At 71.2% G+C, this 15,058-nt stretch carries 15 protein-coding genes; 12 read left to right on the top strand and 3 right to left on the bottom strand.

Annotation, left to right across the window (positions count from 1 at the left end):
- The first annotated feature begins 592 nt into the window (after positions 1 to 592).
- The 3 genes from pdxT to AB0M30_RS42355 all read left to right on the top strand — a co-directional run bounded on the left by pdxT (position 593) and on the right by AB0M30_RS42355 (position 2,790).
- Positions 593 to 1,213, top strand: a complete 621-nt coding sequence (gene pdxT / locus AB0M30_RS42365) for a pyridoxal 5'-phosphate synthase glutaminase subunit PdxT (protein WP_364596712.1) — start codon at positions 593 to 595, stop codon at positions 1,211 to 1,213.
- A 41-nt stretch (positions 1,214 to 1,254) separates the two neighbouring features.
- A complete protein-coding gene (locus AB0M30_RS42360) occupies positions 1,255 to 2,010 on the top strand; it encodes a YebC/PmpR family DNA-binding transcriptional regulator (protein WP_013227126.1) in 756 nt (251 codons plus the stop codon).
- A 228-nt stretch (positions 2,011 to 2,238) separates the two neighbouring features.
- Complete coding sequence (locus AB0M30_RS42355; RefSeq protein ID WP_364596709.1) at positions 2,239 to 2,790, top strand: DUF4262 domain-containing protein; 552 nt, start codon at positions 2,239 to 2,241, stop codon at positions 2,788 to 2,790.
- On the opposite strand, the gene AB0M30_RS42350 is transcribed toward AB0M30_RS42355, so the two are convergent.
- On the bottom strand, positions 2,787 to 3,227 hold the full coding sequence (locus tag AB0M30_RS42350; RefSeq protein ID WP_364596706.1) for a cupin domain-containing protein: 441 nt from the start codon (positions 3,225 to 3,227) through the stop codon (positions 2,787 to 2,789). The genes AB0M30_RS42355 and AB0M30_RS42350 overlap by 4 nt on opposite strands.
- Before the next feature lie 75 nt (positions 3,228 to 3,302).
- Here AB0M30_RS42350 and ruvC point away from each other — a divergent pair, with 75 nt between their 5' ends.
- The 8 genes from ruvC to AB0M30_RS42310 all read left to right on the top strand — a co-directional run bounded on the left by ruvC (position 3,303) and on the right by AB0M30_RS42310 (position 12,397).
- Positions 3,303 to 3,887 (top strand): crossover junction endodeoxyribonuclease RuvC, encoded by a 585-nt coding sequence (gene ruvC, locus AB0M30_RS42345; RefSeq protein ID WP_364596703.1) that lies wholly within the window; start codon positions 3,303 to 3,305, stop codon positions 3,885 to 3,887.
- Positions 3,884 to 4,480 carry a Holliday junction branch migration protein RuvA gene (ruvA, locus tag AB0M30_RS42340; RefSeq protein WP_364596700.1) on the top strand — a complete coding sequence of 199 codons (597 nt, stop codon included), beginning with the start codon at positions 3,884 to 3,886 and terminating at the stop codon, positions 4,478 to 4,480. The genes ruvC and ruvA overlap by 4 nt, the downstream gene beginning before the upstream one ends.
- 8 nt (positions 4,481 to 4,488) lie before the next feature.
- Positions 4,489 to 5,556: a Holliday junction branch migration DNA helicase RuvB gene (gene ruvB, locus AB0M30_RS42335; RefSeq protein WP_199191559.1), complete on the top strand. Its 1,068-nt coding sequence runs from the start codon at positions 4,489 to 4,491 to the stop codon at positions 5,554 to 5,556.
- A 135-nt stretch (positions 5,557 to 5,691) separates the two neighbouring features.
- Positions 5,692 to 6,102 carry a preprotein translocase subunit YajC gene (yajC, locus tag AB0M30_RS42330; RefSeq protein WP_364596697.1) on the top strand — a complete coding sequence of 137 codons (411 nt, stop codon included), beginning with the start codon at positions 5,692 to 5,694 and terminating at the stop codon, positions 6,100 to 6,102.
- 237 nt (positions 6,103 to 6,339) lie between these two features.
- The gene (secD, locus tag AB0M30_RS42325) at positions 6,340 to 8,133 is read left to right on the top strand and encodes a protein translocase subunit SecD (RefSeq protein ID WP_364596694.1); all 1,794 of its coding nucleotides are present in this window, start codon (positions 6,340 to 6,342) and stop codon (positions 8,131 to 8,133) included.
- 1 nt (position 8,134) lies between these two features.
- The gene (gene secF / locus AB0M30_RS42320; RefSeq protein ID WP_364596691.1) at positions 8,135 to 9,349 is read left to right on the top strand and encodes a protein translocase subunit SecF; all 1,215 of its coding nucleotides are present in this window, start codon (positions 8,135 to 8,137) and stop codon (positions 9,347 to 9,349) included.
- 1 nt (position 9,350) lies between these two features.
- Positions 9,351 to 9,869: an adenine phosphoribosyltransferase gene (locus tag AB0M30_RS42315; protein ID WP_364596688.1), complete on the top strand. Its 519-nt coding sequence runs from the start codon at positions 9,351 to 9,353 to the stop codon at positions 9,867 to 9,869.
- Between the two features lie 176 nt (positions 9,870 to 10,045).
- Entirely contained in the window at positions 10,046 to 12,397 is a 2,352-nt protein-coding gene (locus AB0M30_RS42310; RefSeq protein WP_360180847.1) for a bifunctional (p)ppGpp synthetase/guanosine-3',5'-bis(diphosphate) 3'-pyrophosphohydrolase, read from the top strand.
- On the opposite strand, the gene AB0M30_RS42305 is transcribed toward AB0M30_RS42310, so the two are convergent.
- On the bottom strand, positions 12,373 to 13,662 hold the full coding sequence (locus tag AB0M30_RS42305; RefSeq protein ID WP_364596684.1) for an amidohydrolase family protein: 1,290 nt from the start codon (positions 13,660 to 13,662) through the stop codon (positions 12,373 to 12,375). The genes AB0M30_RS42310 and AB0M30_RS42305 overlap by 25 nt on opposite strands.
- A gap of 49 nt (positions 13,663 to 13,711) precedes the next feature.
- Between AB0M30_RS42305 and AB0M30_RS42300 the strand changes: the two genes are divergently transcribed.
- Complete coding sequence (locus tag AB0M30_RS42300; protein WP_364596681.1) at positions 13,712 to 14,146, top strand: MarR family winged helix-turn-helix transcriptional regulator; 435 nt, start codon at positions 13,712 to 13,714, stop codon at positions 14,144 to 14,146.
- Here AB0M30_RS42300 and AB0M30_RS42295 read toward each other — a convergent pair.
- Positions 14,143 to 14,988 carry an alpha/beta hydrolase gene (locus tag AB0M30_RS42295; RefSeq protein ID WP_364596678.1) on the bottom strand — a complete coding sequence of 282 codons (846 nt, stop codon included), beginning with the start codon at positions 14,986 to 14,988 and terminating at the stop codon, positions 14,143 to 14,145. The genes AB0M30_RS42300 and AB0M30_RS42295 overlap by 4 nt on opposite strands.
- Between the last annotated feature and the right edge of the window lie 70 nt (positions 14,989 to 15,058).

Below are 15,058 nucleotides of genomic sequence, written 5' to 3'. Positions count from 1 at the left end.
CTGCTCCGGATACTTCGACCTGCGAGACACCAGGACATCCTCCCTCCAGACCACTGTCTGGAATCAAGGTGTCCGGCTCCACGGGGCAACTCCACATGCGTGAGCCAAGGGGCATCACAGGTGATGACCGCCTAATCACGGGTGATGCCTGTCCGATCACGGGTGATGGCCGCCCGATCACGGGTGATGCCTGTCCGATCACGGGTGATGGCCGCCCGATCACGGGTGATGCCTGTCCGATCACGGGTGATGCCCGCCCGATCACGGGTGATGCCTGTCCGATCACGGGTGATGGCCGCCCGATCACGGGTGATGCCTGTCCGATCACGGGTGATGCCCGCCCGATCACGGGTGATGCCTGTCCAATCACGGGTGATGCCCGCTCAATCACGGGTGATGCCTGTCCAATCACGGGTGATGCCCGCTCAATCACGGGTGATGCCTGCTCGGTCACGGGTGATGCCGCTCCGGACGCGGTGATGGCCCGTTCGGGCCGGGTGCCGGTGAATGCGGGCGGGAGGCGGTTCTGACCTGCCGGTAAGCCGCCGAGCCGGTGCGTCTAGGCTGGTGGGAAGGTCTTTCGGGAGGTCGGGTGTCGTCGGAGCCGGTCATCGGTGTGCTCGCCATGCAGGGTGCCGTGCGCGAGCACGTCGCGATGTTGGCCGAAGCGGGCGCGCGGGCCGTGCCGGTCCGGCGGGCCGGTGAGCTGTCCGAAGTGGACGGTTTGGTGCTGCCCGGTGGCGAGTCCACCACCATGTCGCGGCTGCTGGAGAGCTTCGAGCTGCTGGAACCCCTCAAAGCGCGGATCGCCGAGGGGCTGCCCGCCTTCGGGTCGTGCGCCGGGATGATCCTCCTCGCGCGGCAGACCCTCGACGGGCGGCCCGACCAGCAGCAGCTCGGCGGCCTGGACGTCGTCGTCCGGCGCAACGCCTTCGGCAGGCAGGTCGACTCGTTCGAGGCGGACCTCGACTTCGCCGAGGTCGGCGGCGGGCCCGTGCACGCCGTGTTCATCCGCGCGCCCTGGGTCGAGAAGGCCGGGGACGGCGTCGAGGTGCTGGCCACGGTCAGCGGCGTGCCCGGCGTGGACGAGGAGACCGCTAGGATCGTCGCGGTCCGGCAAGGGGCGGTGCTGGCGACCGCGTTCCACCCGGAACTCACGCCCGACGTGCGGGTGCACCGGCTGTTCGTCGACCTTGTGCGAAAGGCCGGCTGAGACGCGGTGCCCGGCCGGGGTACGGAACAGATGGAGGAGAGATGAGCGGCCACTCCAAGTGGGCCACCACGAAGCACAAGAAGGCCAACCTCGACGCGAAGCGCGGCAAGCTCTTCGCGCGGTTGATCAAGAACATCGAGGTGGCCGCGCGGACCGGCACCGGTGGTGGCGACCCGGATGGCAACCCCACGCTCTACGACGCCATCCAGAAGGCGAAGAAGAACTCGGTCCCGCAGGACAACATCGAGCGCGCCCGCAAGCGCGGCGCCGGTGAAGAGGCCGGTGGCGCCGACTGGCAGGACATCACGTACGAGGGCTACGGCCCCAACGGCGTGGCGGTGCTGATCGAGTGCCTCACCGACAACAAGAACCGCGCCGCGATGGAGGTCCGCACCGCGCTCACGCGCAACAACGGCTCCCTCGCCGACCCGGGGTCGGTCGCGTACATGTTCAACCGCAAGGGCGTGGTGATCATGCCGAAGGGCGACGCCACCGAGGACGACGTCCTGATGGCGGTGCTCGACGCCGGTGCCGAAGAGGTCAACGACCTCGACGAGAGCTTCGAGATCGTCTGCGAGGGCGGCGACCTGGTGCCGGTGCGCAAGGCGCTCCAGGAGGCCGGGTTCGAGTACGAGTCGGCGGAGCTCACCTTCCTCCCGACGGTGAACGTCCCCCTCGACGTCGACGGCGCGAAGAAGGTCTTCAAGCTGATCGACGCCCTCGAAGATTGTGACGACGTCCAGAACGTCTACGCGAACTTCGACGTCTCGGACGAGGTGCTTGCCGAAGTCGGGTGACGACGTCCAGAACGTCTACGCACTGCGTAGCATTCCACGTCTCGGACGAGGTGCTTGCCGAAGTCGGGTGACGACGTCCAGAACGTCTACGCACTGCGTAGCATTCCATGTTTCCGACGAGGTGCTCGCCGAAGTCGGCTGAGTTTTCCCTTACACCGCACCGCTTTCGTGCCCGGGCCGGAAACTTTCCGGCCCGGGCACTGGGCTCCGGCGGGCTCGTCAGGCAGAATGTGCGCCGTGACCTCGACGACCCCCGCCGCTCCCGCCGACATCACCGCCGAACTGTCCGCGGAAGAACTGCGCCTCATCGAATGGATCGAGGGGCAGGCGAAGGAGCGCGGCAACGCCGTCATCAACGTCGCCGCCGACGACGAGGGTGCCGGCTACAGCTTCACCGCGTGCGCGTGGGCGCTGCACAACGTGCCGGAGGCCGTCGTGGTCGGGCTGCCCGGCCAGATGGGGCAGGTGCTGCTCGACGCCTACGTCGACCGGGCCGCCAACGGCGAGATCTTCGAGGTCGGCCGGCGCTACGACGACTTCTTCGACGGCGTCCCGGTGGTCCTCGAGCGCGTCGACAAGGGGCACTACCCCGAGTACTTCGGCACGGCGTTCCTCATCTACCCGGACGGCGACTTCCCGGCGCTGCAGCTGATCGTCGCGACGCCGGAGGGCAAGTTCCCCTGGCACCCGGACGCGCCCGAGGGGTTCGCGCGGTGGCAGCTGGTGCTGACCGAGAGCGGCGCCCCGGAAAGCTGGACCCCCGGCGTCGACGGCCCCTAGAACTTCCGCAGGTCGGCGGCCGCTTCCGGATACCGCAGCGCCAGCTCGGCCGCGGCCGCGAACTCCACGCAGCCGTCGGTGTAGGGCGGCACCACGACCGTGCCCAGCAGGCTCCACGCGCCGCACGTGACAGTGGCCTGCCACGTCCCGGCGGGCACCACGACCTGCGGGCGTTCCCCGGTGGCGACGTCGGTCCCCAGCACCGGCCGCTCGACCGAGCCGTCCGGGTGCAGCAGCAGCATGGCCGCGGGCGCGCCGGCGTGGTGGGCGTAGACCTCGACCCGGTCCAGGCGGTGCGGGGCGGAGGCCTCGGGCGCGACGAGCAGGTAGTAGATCGCCGAGCCGGTCTCCGACCGCCAGCTCTGCGCCCACCGCCCGCCTTCGACGGGCAGCGGCTGGAGGCCCAGGTGGGTGACGAAATCGGATGGCTCCGGCATGTCACCCATCCTGCCGCAGACGCGCCCAGTAGCCTGCAAGCTCGAACTGGTGTTCGCGGCGGGAGGGAAATACTGGTGCGCGTGCTCGGGGTCGACCCCGGTCTGACCAGGTGCGGCCTGGGGGTGGTCGACGGCGGCAAGGGCCGGGCTGTCCGCTGCGTCGCGGTCGACGTCGTGCGGACGCCGGCGGACGCCGACCTGGCGCACCGCCTGCTCGGCATCTCCGACGAGGTCGAGCGGTGGCTGGACAAGTACAAGCCGCAGGCCGTGGCCGTCGAGCGCGTCTTCGCCCAGCACAACGTCCGCACCGCGATGGGGACCGCCCAGGCCGGTGGCGTGGTCGCGCTCGCCGCCGCCCGCCGGGGCCTGCCGGTCGTCTTCCACACCCCGAGCGAGGTCAAGGCGGCCGTCAGCGGGTCCGGCCGGGCCGACAAGGCGCAGGTGACCGCCATGGTGATGCGCCTGCTCAACCTCGAGGTCGCCCCGCACCCGGCCGACGCCGCGGACGCCCTCGCGCTGGCCATCTGCCACCTCTGGCGGGAGCCGATGCGGGCCCGGCTCGCCGAGGCCGAGGCCCGCGCGGCCGAGATGGCCCGCACGCACAAAGCCCGCCTCGCCGCGGCGGCGAAGCAAGCCAAGAACCCAGGAGCAGCACGATGATCTCGTCGGTACGCGGAGAAGTCCTGTCGGTCGGCCTCGACCACGTCGTGGTCGAGGTCGGCGGGGTCGGCTTCGCCGTGCAGGCCACCCCGGCGACGCTGGCGACCCTGCGCCGCGGCGAAGAGGCCCGGTTGCACACCGCGCTGATCGTCCGCGAGGACTCGCTGACGTTGTTCGGCTTCGCCGACGCCGACGCGCGCGAGCTGTTCGGCCTGCTGCAGACGGTGTCCGGGATCGGGCCGCGGCTCGCGCTGGCCACCCTCGCCGTGCTCGACCCCGGCAAGCTGCGGGCCGCGCTGGTCGAAGGCAACATCACCGTGCTCACCTCGGTGCCCGGCATCGGCCGCAAGGGCGCCGAACGGCTCACCCTCGAACTGCGCGACAAGGTCACCGCGCTCGCCGGCCCCGGCGACGCGCCCGCCGTCACCGCCCCCGGTGCCCTGCGGGCCGAGGTCGTCGAGGCGCTGGCCGGGCTCGGGTTCCCGGCCAAGCAGGCCGAGCAGGCCGTCGACAAGGTCCTCGCCGACGGTGACGGCCACACGACGGCCGGCGTGCTGCGCGCCGCACTGGCCACCCTCGGCCGCAAGCGGTAGGCGCGGGCATGGAGTATGAAGCCGTGGAGGAAGAGGAAGCCCTCTCGGCGTGGGCCCAGACCGGCGAAGAGAACGTCGAGGGCACGCTGCGGCCGCGCAAGCTCGACGAGTTCGTCGGCCAGCCGCGCGTGCGCGAGCAGCTCGAGCTGGTGCTGGAGAGCGCGCGCCGCCGCGGCGTGCCGCCCGACCACGTCCTGCTGTCCGGGCCACCCGGGCTGGGCAAGACGTCGATGGCGATGATCGTCGCGGCCGAGCTGGGCGCGGCCATCCGGATCACCTCCGGCCCAGCCCTCGAGCGGGCCGGCGACCTCGCCGCGATGCTGTCCAACCTCGCGCCCGGCGACGTCCTGTTCATCGACGAGATCCACCGGATCGCCCGCCCCGCCGAGGAGATGCTCTACCTCGCGATGGAGGACTTCCGCGTCGACGTCGTCGTCGGCAAGGGCCCGGGCGCCACCAGCATCCCGCTGGAAATCGCCCCGTTCACGCTGGTCGGCGCGACCACCCGGTCCGGCTCGCTGACCGGCCCGCTGCGCGACCGGTTCGGCTTCACCGGCCAGATGGAGTTCTACACCGACGCCGAGCTGGAGCTGGTCGTCCGCCGCGCCGCGACGATCCTCGACATCCCGATCGACCGCGACGGCTGCGCCGAGATCGCCGGCCGTTCGCGGGGCACGCCCCGGATCGCGAACCGGCTGCTGCGGCGCGTCCGCGACTACGCCGAGGTCCGCGCCGACGGCAAGGTGACCCGCGACGTCGCCCGCGCCGCGCTGGCCGTCTACGACGTCGACGAGCTGGGGCTCGACCGGCTCGACCGGGCCGTGCTCACCGCGCTGACCAGGTCCTTCGGCGGCGGGCCGGTGGGCATCTCGACGCTGGCGGTGGCCGTGGGGGAGGAGGCGACCACGGTGGAAGAGGTCTGCGAGCCCTACCTCGTGCGCGCCGGTATGCTCGCCCGCACCCCGCGTGGCCGCGTCGCGACCGCGACCGCGTGGGAACACCTCGGCATGGTGCCGCCCGCGGACCTCCCGGGGCGCCCGGACCCGGGCGGGCCGTCGCTGTTCGGGCAGGACTGAGTTCGAACAGGCCAGGCGGCCGGTACCGGCGGGTGGGTGCTGGCGTCCGCGCTGGTACCTGGCACACTCGACAGGAGCACATACCCAAAAACCGGACATTTCGGCTGGGCCCGGGTGTCCGTCGAACGGAGAATCATGCAACAGCTATTGCTGCCCCTGCTGCTCGTGCTCGTCCTCGCCGTGCCGCTGGTGATGAGCACCCGCAAGCAGAAGAAGCAGCAGGCCGCGCAGCAGGACCTGCAGAGCAGCCTGGCGCCCGGTGACCGCGTGATGACCACGTCCGGTCTGTACGGCACCGTCGCCGACACTTCGGGCGACAACACGATCGACATCGAGATCGCCCCCGGTGTCGTCACCACCTGGCTGCGCCTGGCGGTCCGCGAGAAGGTCGAGCCGGTCGTCGAGACCGACGAGGACTCCGCCGACGACGTGGTCGAGGCCCCCGCCGAGGAGCCGTCGATCATCGAGTCGTCCGCCGGTGTCAAGGCCGACGAGCCGCAGACCACCGCGCAGGTGGCGCCGCCGCTGGAGCACGGCAAGAAGTAGCCTTCCGCGGCACTCCTGGGCGGGCGCGGGGAATCCCGACGAAAGTCGGTACGGCCTCGCACGCCGGGCTCACGCAGCACCGAGTAGTGTCTCGGTGCTGCGTGCGTGTCCGCCGTCATACCCGTGCCCGGGAGTGAATCGCACACGGTCGGTGAACGCACACAGTCCCTCCCGGTAACCCTCCGGGCGGGCACCGCAACGTGGGGGTCCACCCCGTCCGAGGAGACCGAAGCAACCGTGGCAGCTTCAGCCGGGCATCTCCGCCCGGGACGCTATCTCGCCCTGTTCGCCCTGATCGTGATCGTCTTGTACGCGCTGGTGTTCCTCACCGGCAACCACAAGCCGACCCCGAAGCTGGGCATCGACCTGCAGGGTGGCACCCGGGTCACGCTCACCGCCCGCACTCCCGACGGCGGCCAGCCGACCCGCGAGTCCCTGAACCAGGCGCGCCAGATCATCGAACGGCGCGTCAACGGGATCGGCGTCGGCGGCACCGAGGTCCTCCTCGACGGCAACAACGTCGTCATCACGGTTCCGGGCGAGCAGGGCGACCAGGCGAAGAGCCTGGGCAAGACCGCCAAGCTGGGCTTCCGGAAGGTCGTCTCGGCCGCCACCCAGCCGGTGGTGCCGCCGCAGACCGCGCCGCCCGCCACGACCCCGCCCACGTCGGGCGCCCCGAACAGCTCGACGCCGCCGTCTTCGGGCGCGCCGGCGGCCACCTCCGGTGCCCCGACCAGCAAGCCCGGTGGCGGTGGCAACCCGGGCGCGGCGCTCGCGCAGCAGCAGAGCACCACGCCGCCCGCGCCGAGCAGCAGCACCCCGCCGCCGCCCGCGTCGACCCCGGCACCGGCACCCTCGGACGGCTCGGTCGACGCGGAGACCGCGAAGGAGATCCAGGCCGCCAAGGCCCTCCGGCAGAACCCGCAGCTGATCGGCGCCGACGGCCAGCCGAACCAGGAGCTCGTCTCGAAGGCGATGACGGCGCTCACCTGCGCGCCGAACGCCAAGGACCCCCTCGAGGGCAACGACGACCCGCGGCTGCCGCTGGTCGCCTGCGGTGACCACGACACGTACAAGTACCTGATGGAGCCGGAGTTCCTGCCGGGCACCGAGATCGCGGACGCGAACTCGAGCTACAACTCGCAGAACGGCCAGTGGGTGGTGAACCTCAGCTTCAAGAGCGAGGGCACCAAGATCTGGGCGGACTTCACGACGAAGAACGTCGGCCAGCAGGCCGCGTTCGTGCTCGACACGCAGGTCGTGTCCGCGCCGAACATCCAGGTCGCGATCGTCGACGGCAACACCCAGATCACCGGCAAGTTCACCCAGGCCGAGGCCAAGGACCTGTCGGACATCCTCAAGTACGGCTCGCTGCCGCTGTCGTTCGCCTCCTCGGACGCGACGACGGTGTCGGCCACCCTGGGCTTCGCTTCGCTGCAGGCCGGCCTGATCGCCGGCGGCATCGGCCTGCTGGTGGTCTTCGTCTACTGCCTGTTCTACTACCGGCTGCTCGGCGTGCTCACCATCCTCTCGCTGGCCCTGTCCGGCGCGCTGGTGTTCGCGGTGCTGGTGCTGCTCGGCCGCTGGATCGGCTACACGCTGGACCTCGCGGGCATCGCCGGCCTGATCATCGCCATCGGCATCACGGCGGACTCGTTCGTCATCTACTTCGAACGGCTCAAAGACGAAATCCGGGAGGGCCGGACGTTCCGGTCCGCGGTGCCGCGCGGCTGGGTCCGCGCCCGGCGCACCATCCTGGCTTCGGACGGCGTGAGCTTCCTGGCCGCGGCCATCCTGTACGTCATCGCGGTCGGCGACGTCCAGGGCTTCGCGTTCACCCTCGGCATGTCCACGGTGCTCGACCTGGTCGTCGTGTACCTCGTGACGCACCCGCTGGTGGCCATGGTGTCCACGTCCAAGAACGCGTTCCTGTCCAATCCGAGGCACCTGGGCCTCGGCGCCGTGCAGCAACTGGGTTCGCAGCGGAAGAAGTCGACCTCGGTCGGCCGCGCGAACGTGAAGGAGGCCTGACGTGGGGGTCGAAGAACTGGGCACGGACGCCGAAGGCAACGCCAAGGCGGCGGCGAAGCCCGGCAAGAGGGAAAGCGTCTTCCACCGGCTGTACGTGGGCACCGGCGCGTTCGACGTCGTCGGCAAGCGCAAGCGCTGGTACATCTTCTTCGCGGCCCTGGTGCTGGTGTGCCTCGCCTCGATGATCTTCCGCGGCTTCAACATCGGCATCGAGTTCGAGGGCGGCACGCAGATCCAGCTGCCGGCCAACGGCATCCACGGCGTGATCACCGAGGACCAGGCCAAGGATTCGTTCCAGAAGGCCCTCGGCCGCCCGGCCGCGGAGACGCAGAAGGTCGGCACGGGTGCCGCGTCGACCATCCAGATCCGCACCGACACGCTGAACGCGGCCGACGTCGGCAAGCTGAAGCAGGGGCTGTTCCAGGACCTGGGCCCGAAGGGCACCAACGGCCAGCCCAGCGTCCAGGCGATCAGCGACAGCGCGGTGAGCGCGTCGTGGGGCGGGGAGATCTCGCAGAAGGCACTGCTCGCGCTCGCGGTGTTCCTCGTCGCGGTGGTCATCTTCCTGGCGATCTACTTCGACGCGCGGATGGCCGTGGCCGCACTGGTCTCGCTGCTGCACGACATCCTGGTCACCGCGGGGGTGTACTCGCTGGTCGGCTTCGAGGTCACCCCGGCGACCGTGATCGGCCTGCTGACCATCCTCGGGTTCTCGCTCTACGACACGGTGGTGGTGTTCGACAAGGTCCGCGAGAACACCCGCGGCCTGCTCGGGCTGACCCGCCGCACGTACGCCGAGGCCGCGAACCTCGCGCTGAACCAGACCCTGATGCGGTCGTTCAACACGGCGTTCATCGCGCTGCTGCCGATCCTCGGCCTGCTGATCGTCGGGTACGTGCTGCTCGGCTCGGGCACGCTGCAGGACCTGGCGCTGGTGCAGCTCACCGGTACCCTCGTCGGCGTCCTGTCGTCGGTCGCCCTGGCGACGCCGCTGCTGGTCGACTTCAAGATGCGCGACCCGAAGTACCAGCAGCAGGCCGAGCGGGTCCGGCAGCGCCGGGTCAGCCAGGAGCGCAAGGCCGCGGGCGAGGACTTCGACGCCTCGGACGACGACGCGCTGGCCAAGGAACTGCGCAGGGAGAAGGCGTACGCGGCCGCGTCCAGCGTCCCCGCCCGGATCCAGAAGCAGCGCCCGGCCGGCAAGCGGAAGCGCTGACGTGCAGCTCGACGATGCCCTCGGCCTGATCGCCGAGGTGCCGGACTTCCCGGAGCCCGGCGTGCTGTTCCGCGACCTGAGCCCGCTGTTCGCGGACGCGGGTGCGTTCAAAGCGGTGACCGACGCGCTGGCGGGCACCCTCGACCCCGCGGTCGAGGCGCTCGCCGGCGTGGAGGCCCGCGGCTTCCTCCTCGCCGCGGCCGTCGGGTACGCCCGCGGCCTCGGCGTGGTGCTGATCCGCAAGCCCGGCAAGCTGCCGCAGGTGGCGGGCCGCGTCGACTACGCCCTGGAGTACGGCACGGCGACGGTCGAGCTCCCGGCCGGCGTGGTCAAGCCGGGCCAGCGGATCGCGGTCCTCGACGACGTCCTGGCCACGGGCGGCACGGTCGCGGCCACCGGCAAGCTCCTGGAGGACGCGGGCGCGGTGGTCGACAGCGTGTCGGTCGTCCTGGAACTGGCCGCCCTGGGCGGCCGCCAAATCCTCGGCGACCGGAAGGTCCACGCCCTGCAGACCTGCTGAACCCGCGACCGGCGTGAGCCGGGACTACGGGAGGTACGGGTTCCGTCACCCGGACCAGCCGGTGAACCGGCTGGTCCGGGCTTCGGCGTCCCCCTGAACGGGCGCACCCGACAGGGCCGCGAGGGGCAACGGCTACCCTGGTGGTCCGAAGGCCGCACGAGCAGCAGGAGGTGCGGGTGAGCCAGGAGCTCGACGCCGCGGTGCCCGCGAAGCAGGGCGCCCCGCAGAACGGGCAGGCGGCAACGCCCGCGCCGCCGAAGCCGAACGGTGCGGCGCCGAACCCGTCCGCGACCCGGCGGGTCCGGGCGCGGCTCGCCCGGCGGATCACCGCGCAGCGCGCCGCCCCGGTCAAGCAGGTCCTCGAACCCCTGGCCGTCATCCACCGCGAGCTGCACCCCAACGGCGACCTCGGCCTGCTCCAGCGCGCCTACGACGTCGCCGAGGAACTGCACCGCAACCAGCGGCGCAAATCCGGCGACCCGTACATCACCCACCCCCTGGCCGTCGCCACCATCCTCGCCGAGCTGGGCATGGACACGACCACGCTCGTCGCGGCCCTGCTGCACGACACGGTCGAGGACACCGGCTACGCCGTCGAGAGCCTGAAGGCCGACTTCGGCGACAAGGTCGCCGAGCTGGTCGACGGCGTCACGAAGCTGGACAAGGTGCAGCTCGGCTCGTCCGCCGAAGCCGAGACCATCCGCAAGATGGTCATCGCGATGGCCAAGGACCCCCGGGTGCTGGTCATCAAGCTCGCCGACCGGCTGCACAACATGCGCACCATGCGCTTCCTGCCGCCGGAGAAGCAGGCCCGCAAGGCCCGCGAGACCCTGGAAGTGCTCGCGCCGCTGGCCCACCGGCTCGGCATGGCCACGGTCAAGTGGGAGCTCGAAGACCTCGCGTTCGCCATCCTGCAGCCCAAGAAGTACGACGAGATCGTCCGCCTGGTCGCCGACCGCGCGCCCTCGCGTGACATCTACCTGCGGTCGGTGATCACGGACCTGACCAGCAACCTCGTCTCGTCGCGGATCACCGCGAAGGTCGAGGGCCGGCCGAAGCACTACTACTCGATCCACCAGAAGATGATCGTCCGCGGCCGCGATCTCGACGACATCCACGACCTGGTCGGCGTGCGGATCCTCGTCGAGGACGTCCGGGACTGCTACGCGGCGATGGGAGTCGTGCACGCGCTGTGGCAGCCGGTGCCCGGCCGGTTCAAGGACTACATCGCGCAGCCGCGCTTCGGCGTCTACCAGTCGCTGCACACCACGGTGATCGGCCCGGACGGCAAGCCCCTCGAGGTGCAGATCCGCACCTACGAGATGCACCGCACCGCCGAGTACGGCATCGCCGCGCACTGGCGCTACAAGGAAACCAAGGGCACCCACAGCGGCAACGGCATGGACGTCGACGAGATGGCGTGGATGCGCCAGCTCCTCGACTGGCAGCGGGAGGCGGCGGACCCGGGCGACTTCCTCGAGTCGCTGCGCTACGAGCTGGCCTCGCGCGAGATCTTCGTGTTCACGCCGAAGGGCGACGTGATCACGCTCCCGGTCGAGTCCACCCCGGTCGACTTCGCCTACGCCGTGCACACCGAGGTCGGCCACCGCTGCATCGGCGCCCGCGTCAACGGCCGCCTGGTCGCGCTCGAACGCAAGCTGGAGAACGGCGAAGTCGTCGAGATCTTCACGTCGAAGGCGGAGAACGCCGGGCCGTCGCGGGACTGGCTGCAGTTCGCCGGCTCGCCGAAGGCGCGCGCCAAGATCCGGCAGTGGTTCGCCAAGGAACGCCGCGACGAGGCGATCGAAGGCGGCAAGGAAGCCATCACCAAGGAGATCCGCAAGGTCGGCCTGCCGATCCAGCGGCTGGTCTCCGCCGAGTCGATGGGCGCGGTGGCCACCGAGCTGCGCCACGCCGACATCTCGTCGCTGTACGCGGCGGTCGGCGAGGGCCACACGAGCGCGAAGCACGTCGTGCAGCGCCTGGTCGCGCTGATCGGCGGGGTCGACGCCGCCGAGGAGGAGCTCGCCGAGCGCGCGACGCCGTCCACGGTGACCCGCCGCCGCGGCTCCAACGACGTCGGCGTGGTGGTCAAGGGCGCCAGCGACGTCTGGGCGAAGCTGGCCCGCTGCTGCACGCCGGTGCCGGGCGACGAGATCCTCGGGTTCGTGACCCGCGGCGGCGGCGTTTCGGTGCACCGCACCGACTGCACGAACGCCGGCGACCTGCAGTCCCAGCCCGAGCGGCTGGTCGAGGTCGAGTGGGCGCCCTCGGCGTCTTCGGTGTTCCTGGTGGCCATCCAGGTCGAAGCGCTCGACCGGCACCGCCTCCTTTCGGACGTGACCAAGGTGCTGGCCGACGAGAAGGTCAACATCCTGTCGGCTTCGGTGACGACGTCGCGGGACCGGGTCGCGGTCAGCCGGTTCTCGTTCGAGATGGGCGACACGAAGCACCTCGGCCACGTCCTCAAGGTGGTCCGCGGCGTGGAAGGCGTCTACGACGTCTACCGCGTGACGTCCGCTTCCTGAGGCTGCCACGACCCGTCGACCGGGATGCCCGCGGCCGCGGCGATCCGGTCGCGGGACTCGAGCAACCGCGCGCGCAGGGCCGGGAGATCGAGGCCGAGCAGCCTGCCGTGGCGTTTGACCGCCGTGCCGGCGACGAAGACGCTGTCGACCAGCCCGGGGTGACCGGCGCTGACGATCGTGCCGACGGCGTCGCCCACGGGGAAGACCGCCGGGTCCTCGGCGTCGAGCAGGACCAGGTCGGCGTCCTTGCCGACGGTGATGCTGCCGGTCCGGGCGCCGAGCCCGCAGGTCCGGGCACCGTCCACCGTGGCGAACGCGAGGACGTCCCGGGTCGTGAGGGCGCCGCGCTCGGCGGCCAGCGCGGTGCGCATGGCGGAGAACATGTCGCCGCCGGCGGACGGGCAGTCGTCGACCGACAGCGACGGGCGGATCCCGGCCGCCAGCGCCCGGCCGGTGATCAGCGGTCCGAAGCCCATCTTCAGCTCGACGTCCGGGCTGACCGACACGGAGCCGCCCGCGTCGGCCAGCATCGCCAGCTGGTCGTCGGAGAGGCCGTTGCCGTGGACGACGGTCGTGCGGTCGTCGAGCAGGCCGCGCTCGTGCATTTCCGCGATCGGCCGGTCACCGCGCGGCCAGCCACCGGTGCCGTGGACGTGCATGCTCACCGGCAGGCCGAGTTCCCGCGCCAGCGCGACATCCGCGGCGGTTTCGTCCAGTGTGGACATCACCGGGCCGCGCAGGCCGAGGGCCATGTCTTCGCCCGGGAGCAGGGCCCGGACCCGCCGGATCTCCGGCGCGATGTCCGGACCCGCGGCGCCGTAGCAGAAGATCGAGCGGCCCGGCGCGTCACGCAGGCCCTGGATCGCGGCGTCGGCGTTCTCGGGGCGGTCGGCGCGGTGGAACCAGTCGAGCAGGGTGGTGACCCCCGAGTTCAGCGCTTCGATCCGGCCGAGCAGGTTGCCCAGGTACACGTCTTCCGGGCGGTAGTGCGGCCCGAGCGTGCCGTGCACGGCGACGCGGTACTGGCCGAACGTCCAGTCGGCACCGAGACCGCGGAACGCGGTCTGCCAGGTGTGCCGGTGGGTGTCCACGAACCCGGGAAGGACGATCTTGCCCCCCGCGTCGACGACCTCGGCCCCGGCCGCGTCCAGGTCCGGGCCCACCGCGGCGATCCGGCCGTCCTCGATGAGCACGTCCCCGCGGGGGAGTGTCCCGACCGCCGGATCCATGCTGACCACCAGGCCACCGCGCACGAGCGTGTTCATCAGCGTCCTCCAAGAGTTGATTCGTCAACTCTAGCTTAGACTACCCGGCATGGACATGAGCTCCGAGGACTGGGCGTTCTGGGACACCTGGATGCGCGCGCACCGCCTGCTCGTCCGCGAGCTCGACCGCGGCCTGCAGCGCGACTGCGGCATCTCGAAGGCCGAGTTCAGCGTGCTGGTGACGTTGCGGCGCCCGATGCGCGTCGGCGAGCTCGCCGACGCGCTCGGCTGGGAGAAGAGCCGGGTCGCGCACCTGTTGACGCGCATGGAGAAGCGCGGCCTGGTCGCGCGAACCGAGGACGGGGCCGGCGGCCGGCGCACCGGGATCGAGCTCACCGAGGAGGGCCGCCGCCTGGCCGGCAGCGCGACGAGGGTCCACGGCGCCAACATCCGCCGGTCCGTCCTCGACCACCTCACCCCCGACCAGGCGGCGGCCATCCGGTCCTGGAGCGAGCAGCTGGTCGAGCGCGTCGAGCCGGACTAGAACCGGGCGGCCAGGAACTTCCGCAGCAGGGCGTTGACCTCGTCCGGCCGTTCCATCGACGGCAGGTGCCCGGTGTCGGCCAGTTCCACGAGTTCGGCGTGCGGCAAGGACTCCGCCAGGTGCGTGGACAGCTCCACCAGCCCCGGCGCGTCCGACGTCCCGATCACCACCAGGGCCGGCGTGGTGATCTCGGCGAGCCGGTGCCGCGTTTCCGGGATCCGCTCCGTCCACTGTGGAGCAGTCCAGTCGTGGCGGTACACCTGCGAGCACATTTCCCGGACCAGCGCGAGCATTTCGCCCGGCAGCGCGGAGACCTCGCGCGCGGGCCCGGCGACCAGGTACCGGATGTTGGCCTCCACCATGGCCCGCACGTCCGCCGGGTCGACGTCCCCTTGCCGGGCCTGGTAGCGGGCGTACCGGTCGGCGGGCATGACGTCAGCGGTCAGCCGCGCGATGTCCGCCAGCATGTGGTCCGGCCAGGTGTGCCCGGTGAGACCCGAACCGAGCAGCACCAGCCGGGTGATCCGCTCCGGTGCGGCGAGGGCGGCGTCCAGCGCGCACGCCCCGCCCATCGACGCGCCCACCAGCGCGGCCTGCTCGATCCCCCGGGCATCGAGCAACGCCAGCAGATCCTCGTAGTGGGCGTGTTCACCGGTTTCGCCGCGGGTTTCCCCGAACCCGCGGCGGTCGTAGCGGATCACCCGGTGGGTGGCGGCGAGCTCGGTGAACTGCGCGTCCCACATCCGGCGGTCGCCCAATGCGGTGTGCAGCAGCACGACCGCGGGCCCCTCTCCCACGTCGTCGTAGCCGAACGCCGTCCCGCCCACCTCGATCGCCGCCATGGCCCCAAACTAGCCACCCGACCGCGTCACACACCGCCGGTTTCGCTGAGGGCGAGAAGCTAGGGTGCGG

Origin of the sequence: Amycolatopsis sp. NPDC051716 (genome assembly GCF_040681595.1) — a bacterium.
Lineage (GTDB): Bacteria > Actinomycetota > Actinomycetes > Mycobacteriales > Pseudonocardiaceae > Amycolatopsis.
Note: the sequence above shows the minus strand (reverse complement) of the source record. Positions and strands in the feature narration are given on the sequence as shown.

Bases quoted from the DNA above. Each gene is read 5' to 3' on its own strand.
- yajC (WP_364596697.1), top strand. From the start codon at position 5,692: ATGCAACAGCTATTGCTGCCCCTGCTGCTCGTGCTCGTCCTCGCCGTG.
- ruvB (WP_199191559.1), top strand. From the start codon at position 4,489: ATGGAGTATGAAGCCGTGGAGGAAGAGGAAGCCCTCTCGGCGTGGGCC.
- AB0M30_RS42300 (WP_364596681.1), top strand. From the start codon at position 13,712: ATGGACATGAGCTCCGAGGACTGGGCGTTCTGGGACACCTGGATGCGC.
- AB0M30_RS42360 (WP_013227126.1), top strand. From the start codon at position 1,255: ATGAGCGGCCACTCCAAGTGGGCCACCACGAAGCACAAGAAGGCCAAC.
- AB0M30_RS42355 (WP_364596709.1), top strand. From the start codon at position 2,239: ATGTGCGCCGTGACCTCGACGACCCCCGCCGCTCCCGCCGACATCACC.
- AB0M30_RS42350 (WP_364596706.1), bottom strand. From the start codon at position 3,227: ATGCCGGAGCCATCCGATTTCGTCACCCACCTGGGCCTCCAGCCGCTG.
- AB0M30_RS42305 (WP_364596684.1), bottom strand. From the start codon at position 13,662: ATGAACACGCTCGTGCGCGGTGGCCTGGTGGTCAGCATGGATCCGGCG.
- AB0M30_RS42295 (WP_364596678.1), bottom strand. From the start codon at position 14,988: ATGGCGGCGATCGAGGTGGGCGGGACGGCGTTCGGCTACGACGACGTG.
- ruvA (WP_364596700.1), top strand. From the start codon at position 3,884: ATGATCTCGTCGGTACGCGGAGAAGTCCTGTCGGTCGGCCTCGACCAC.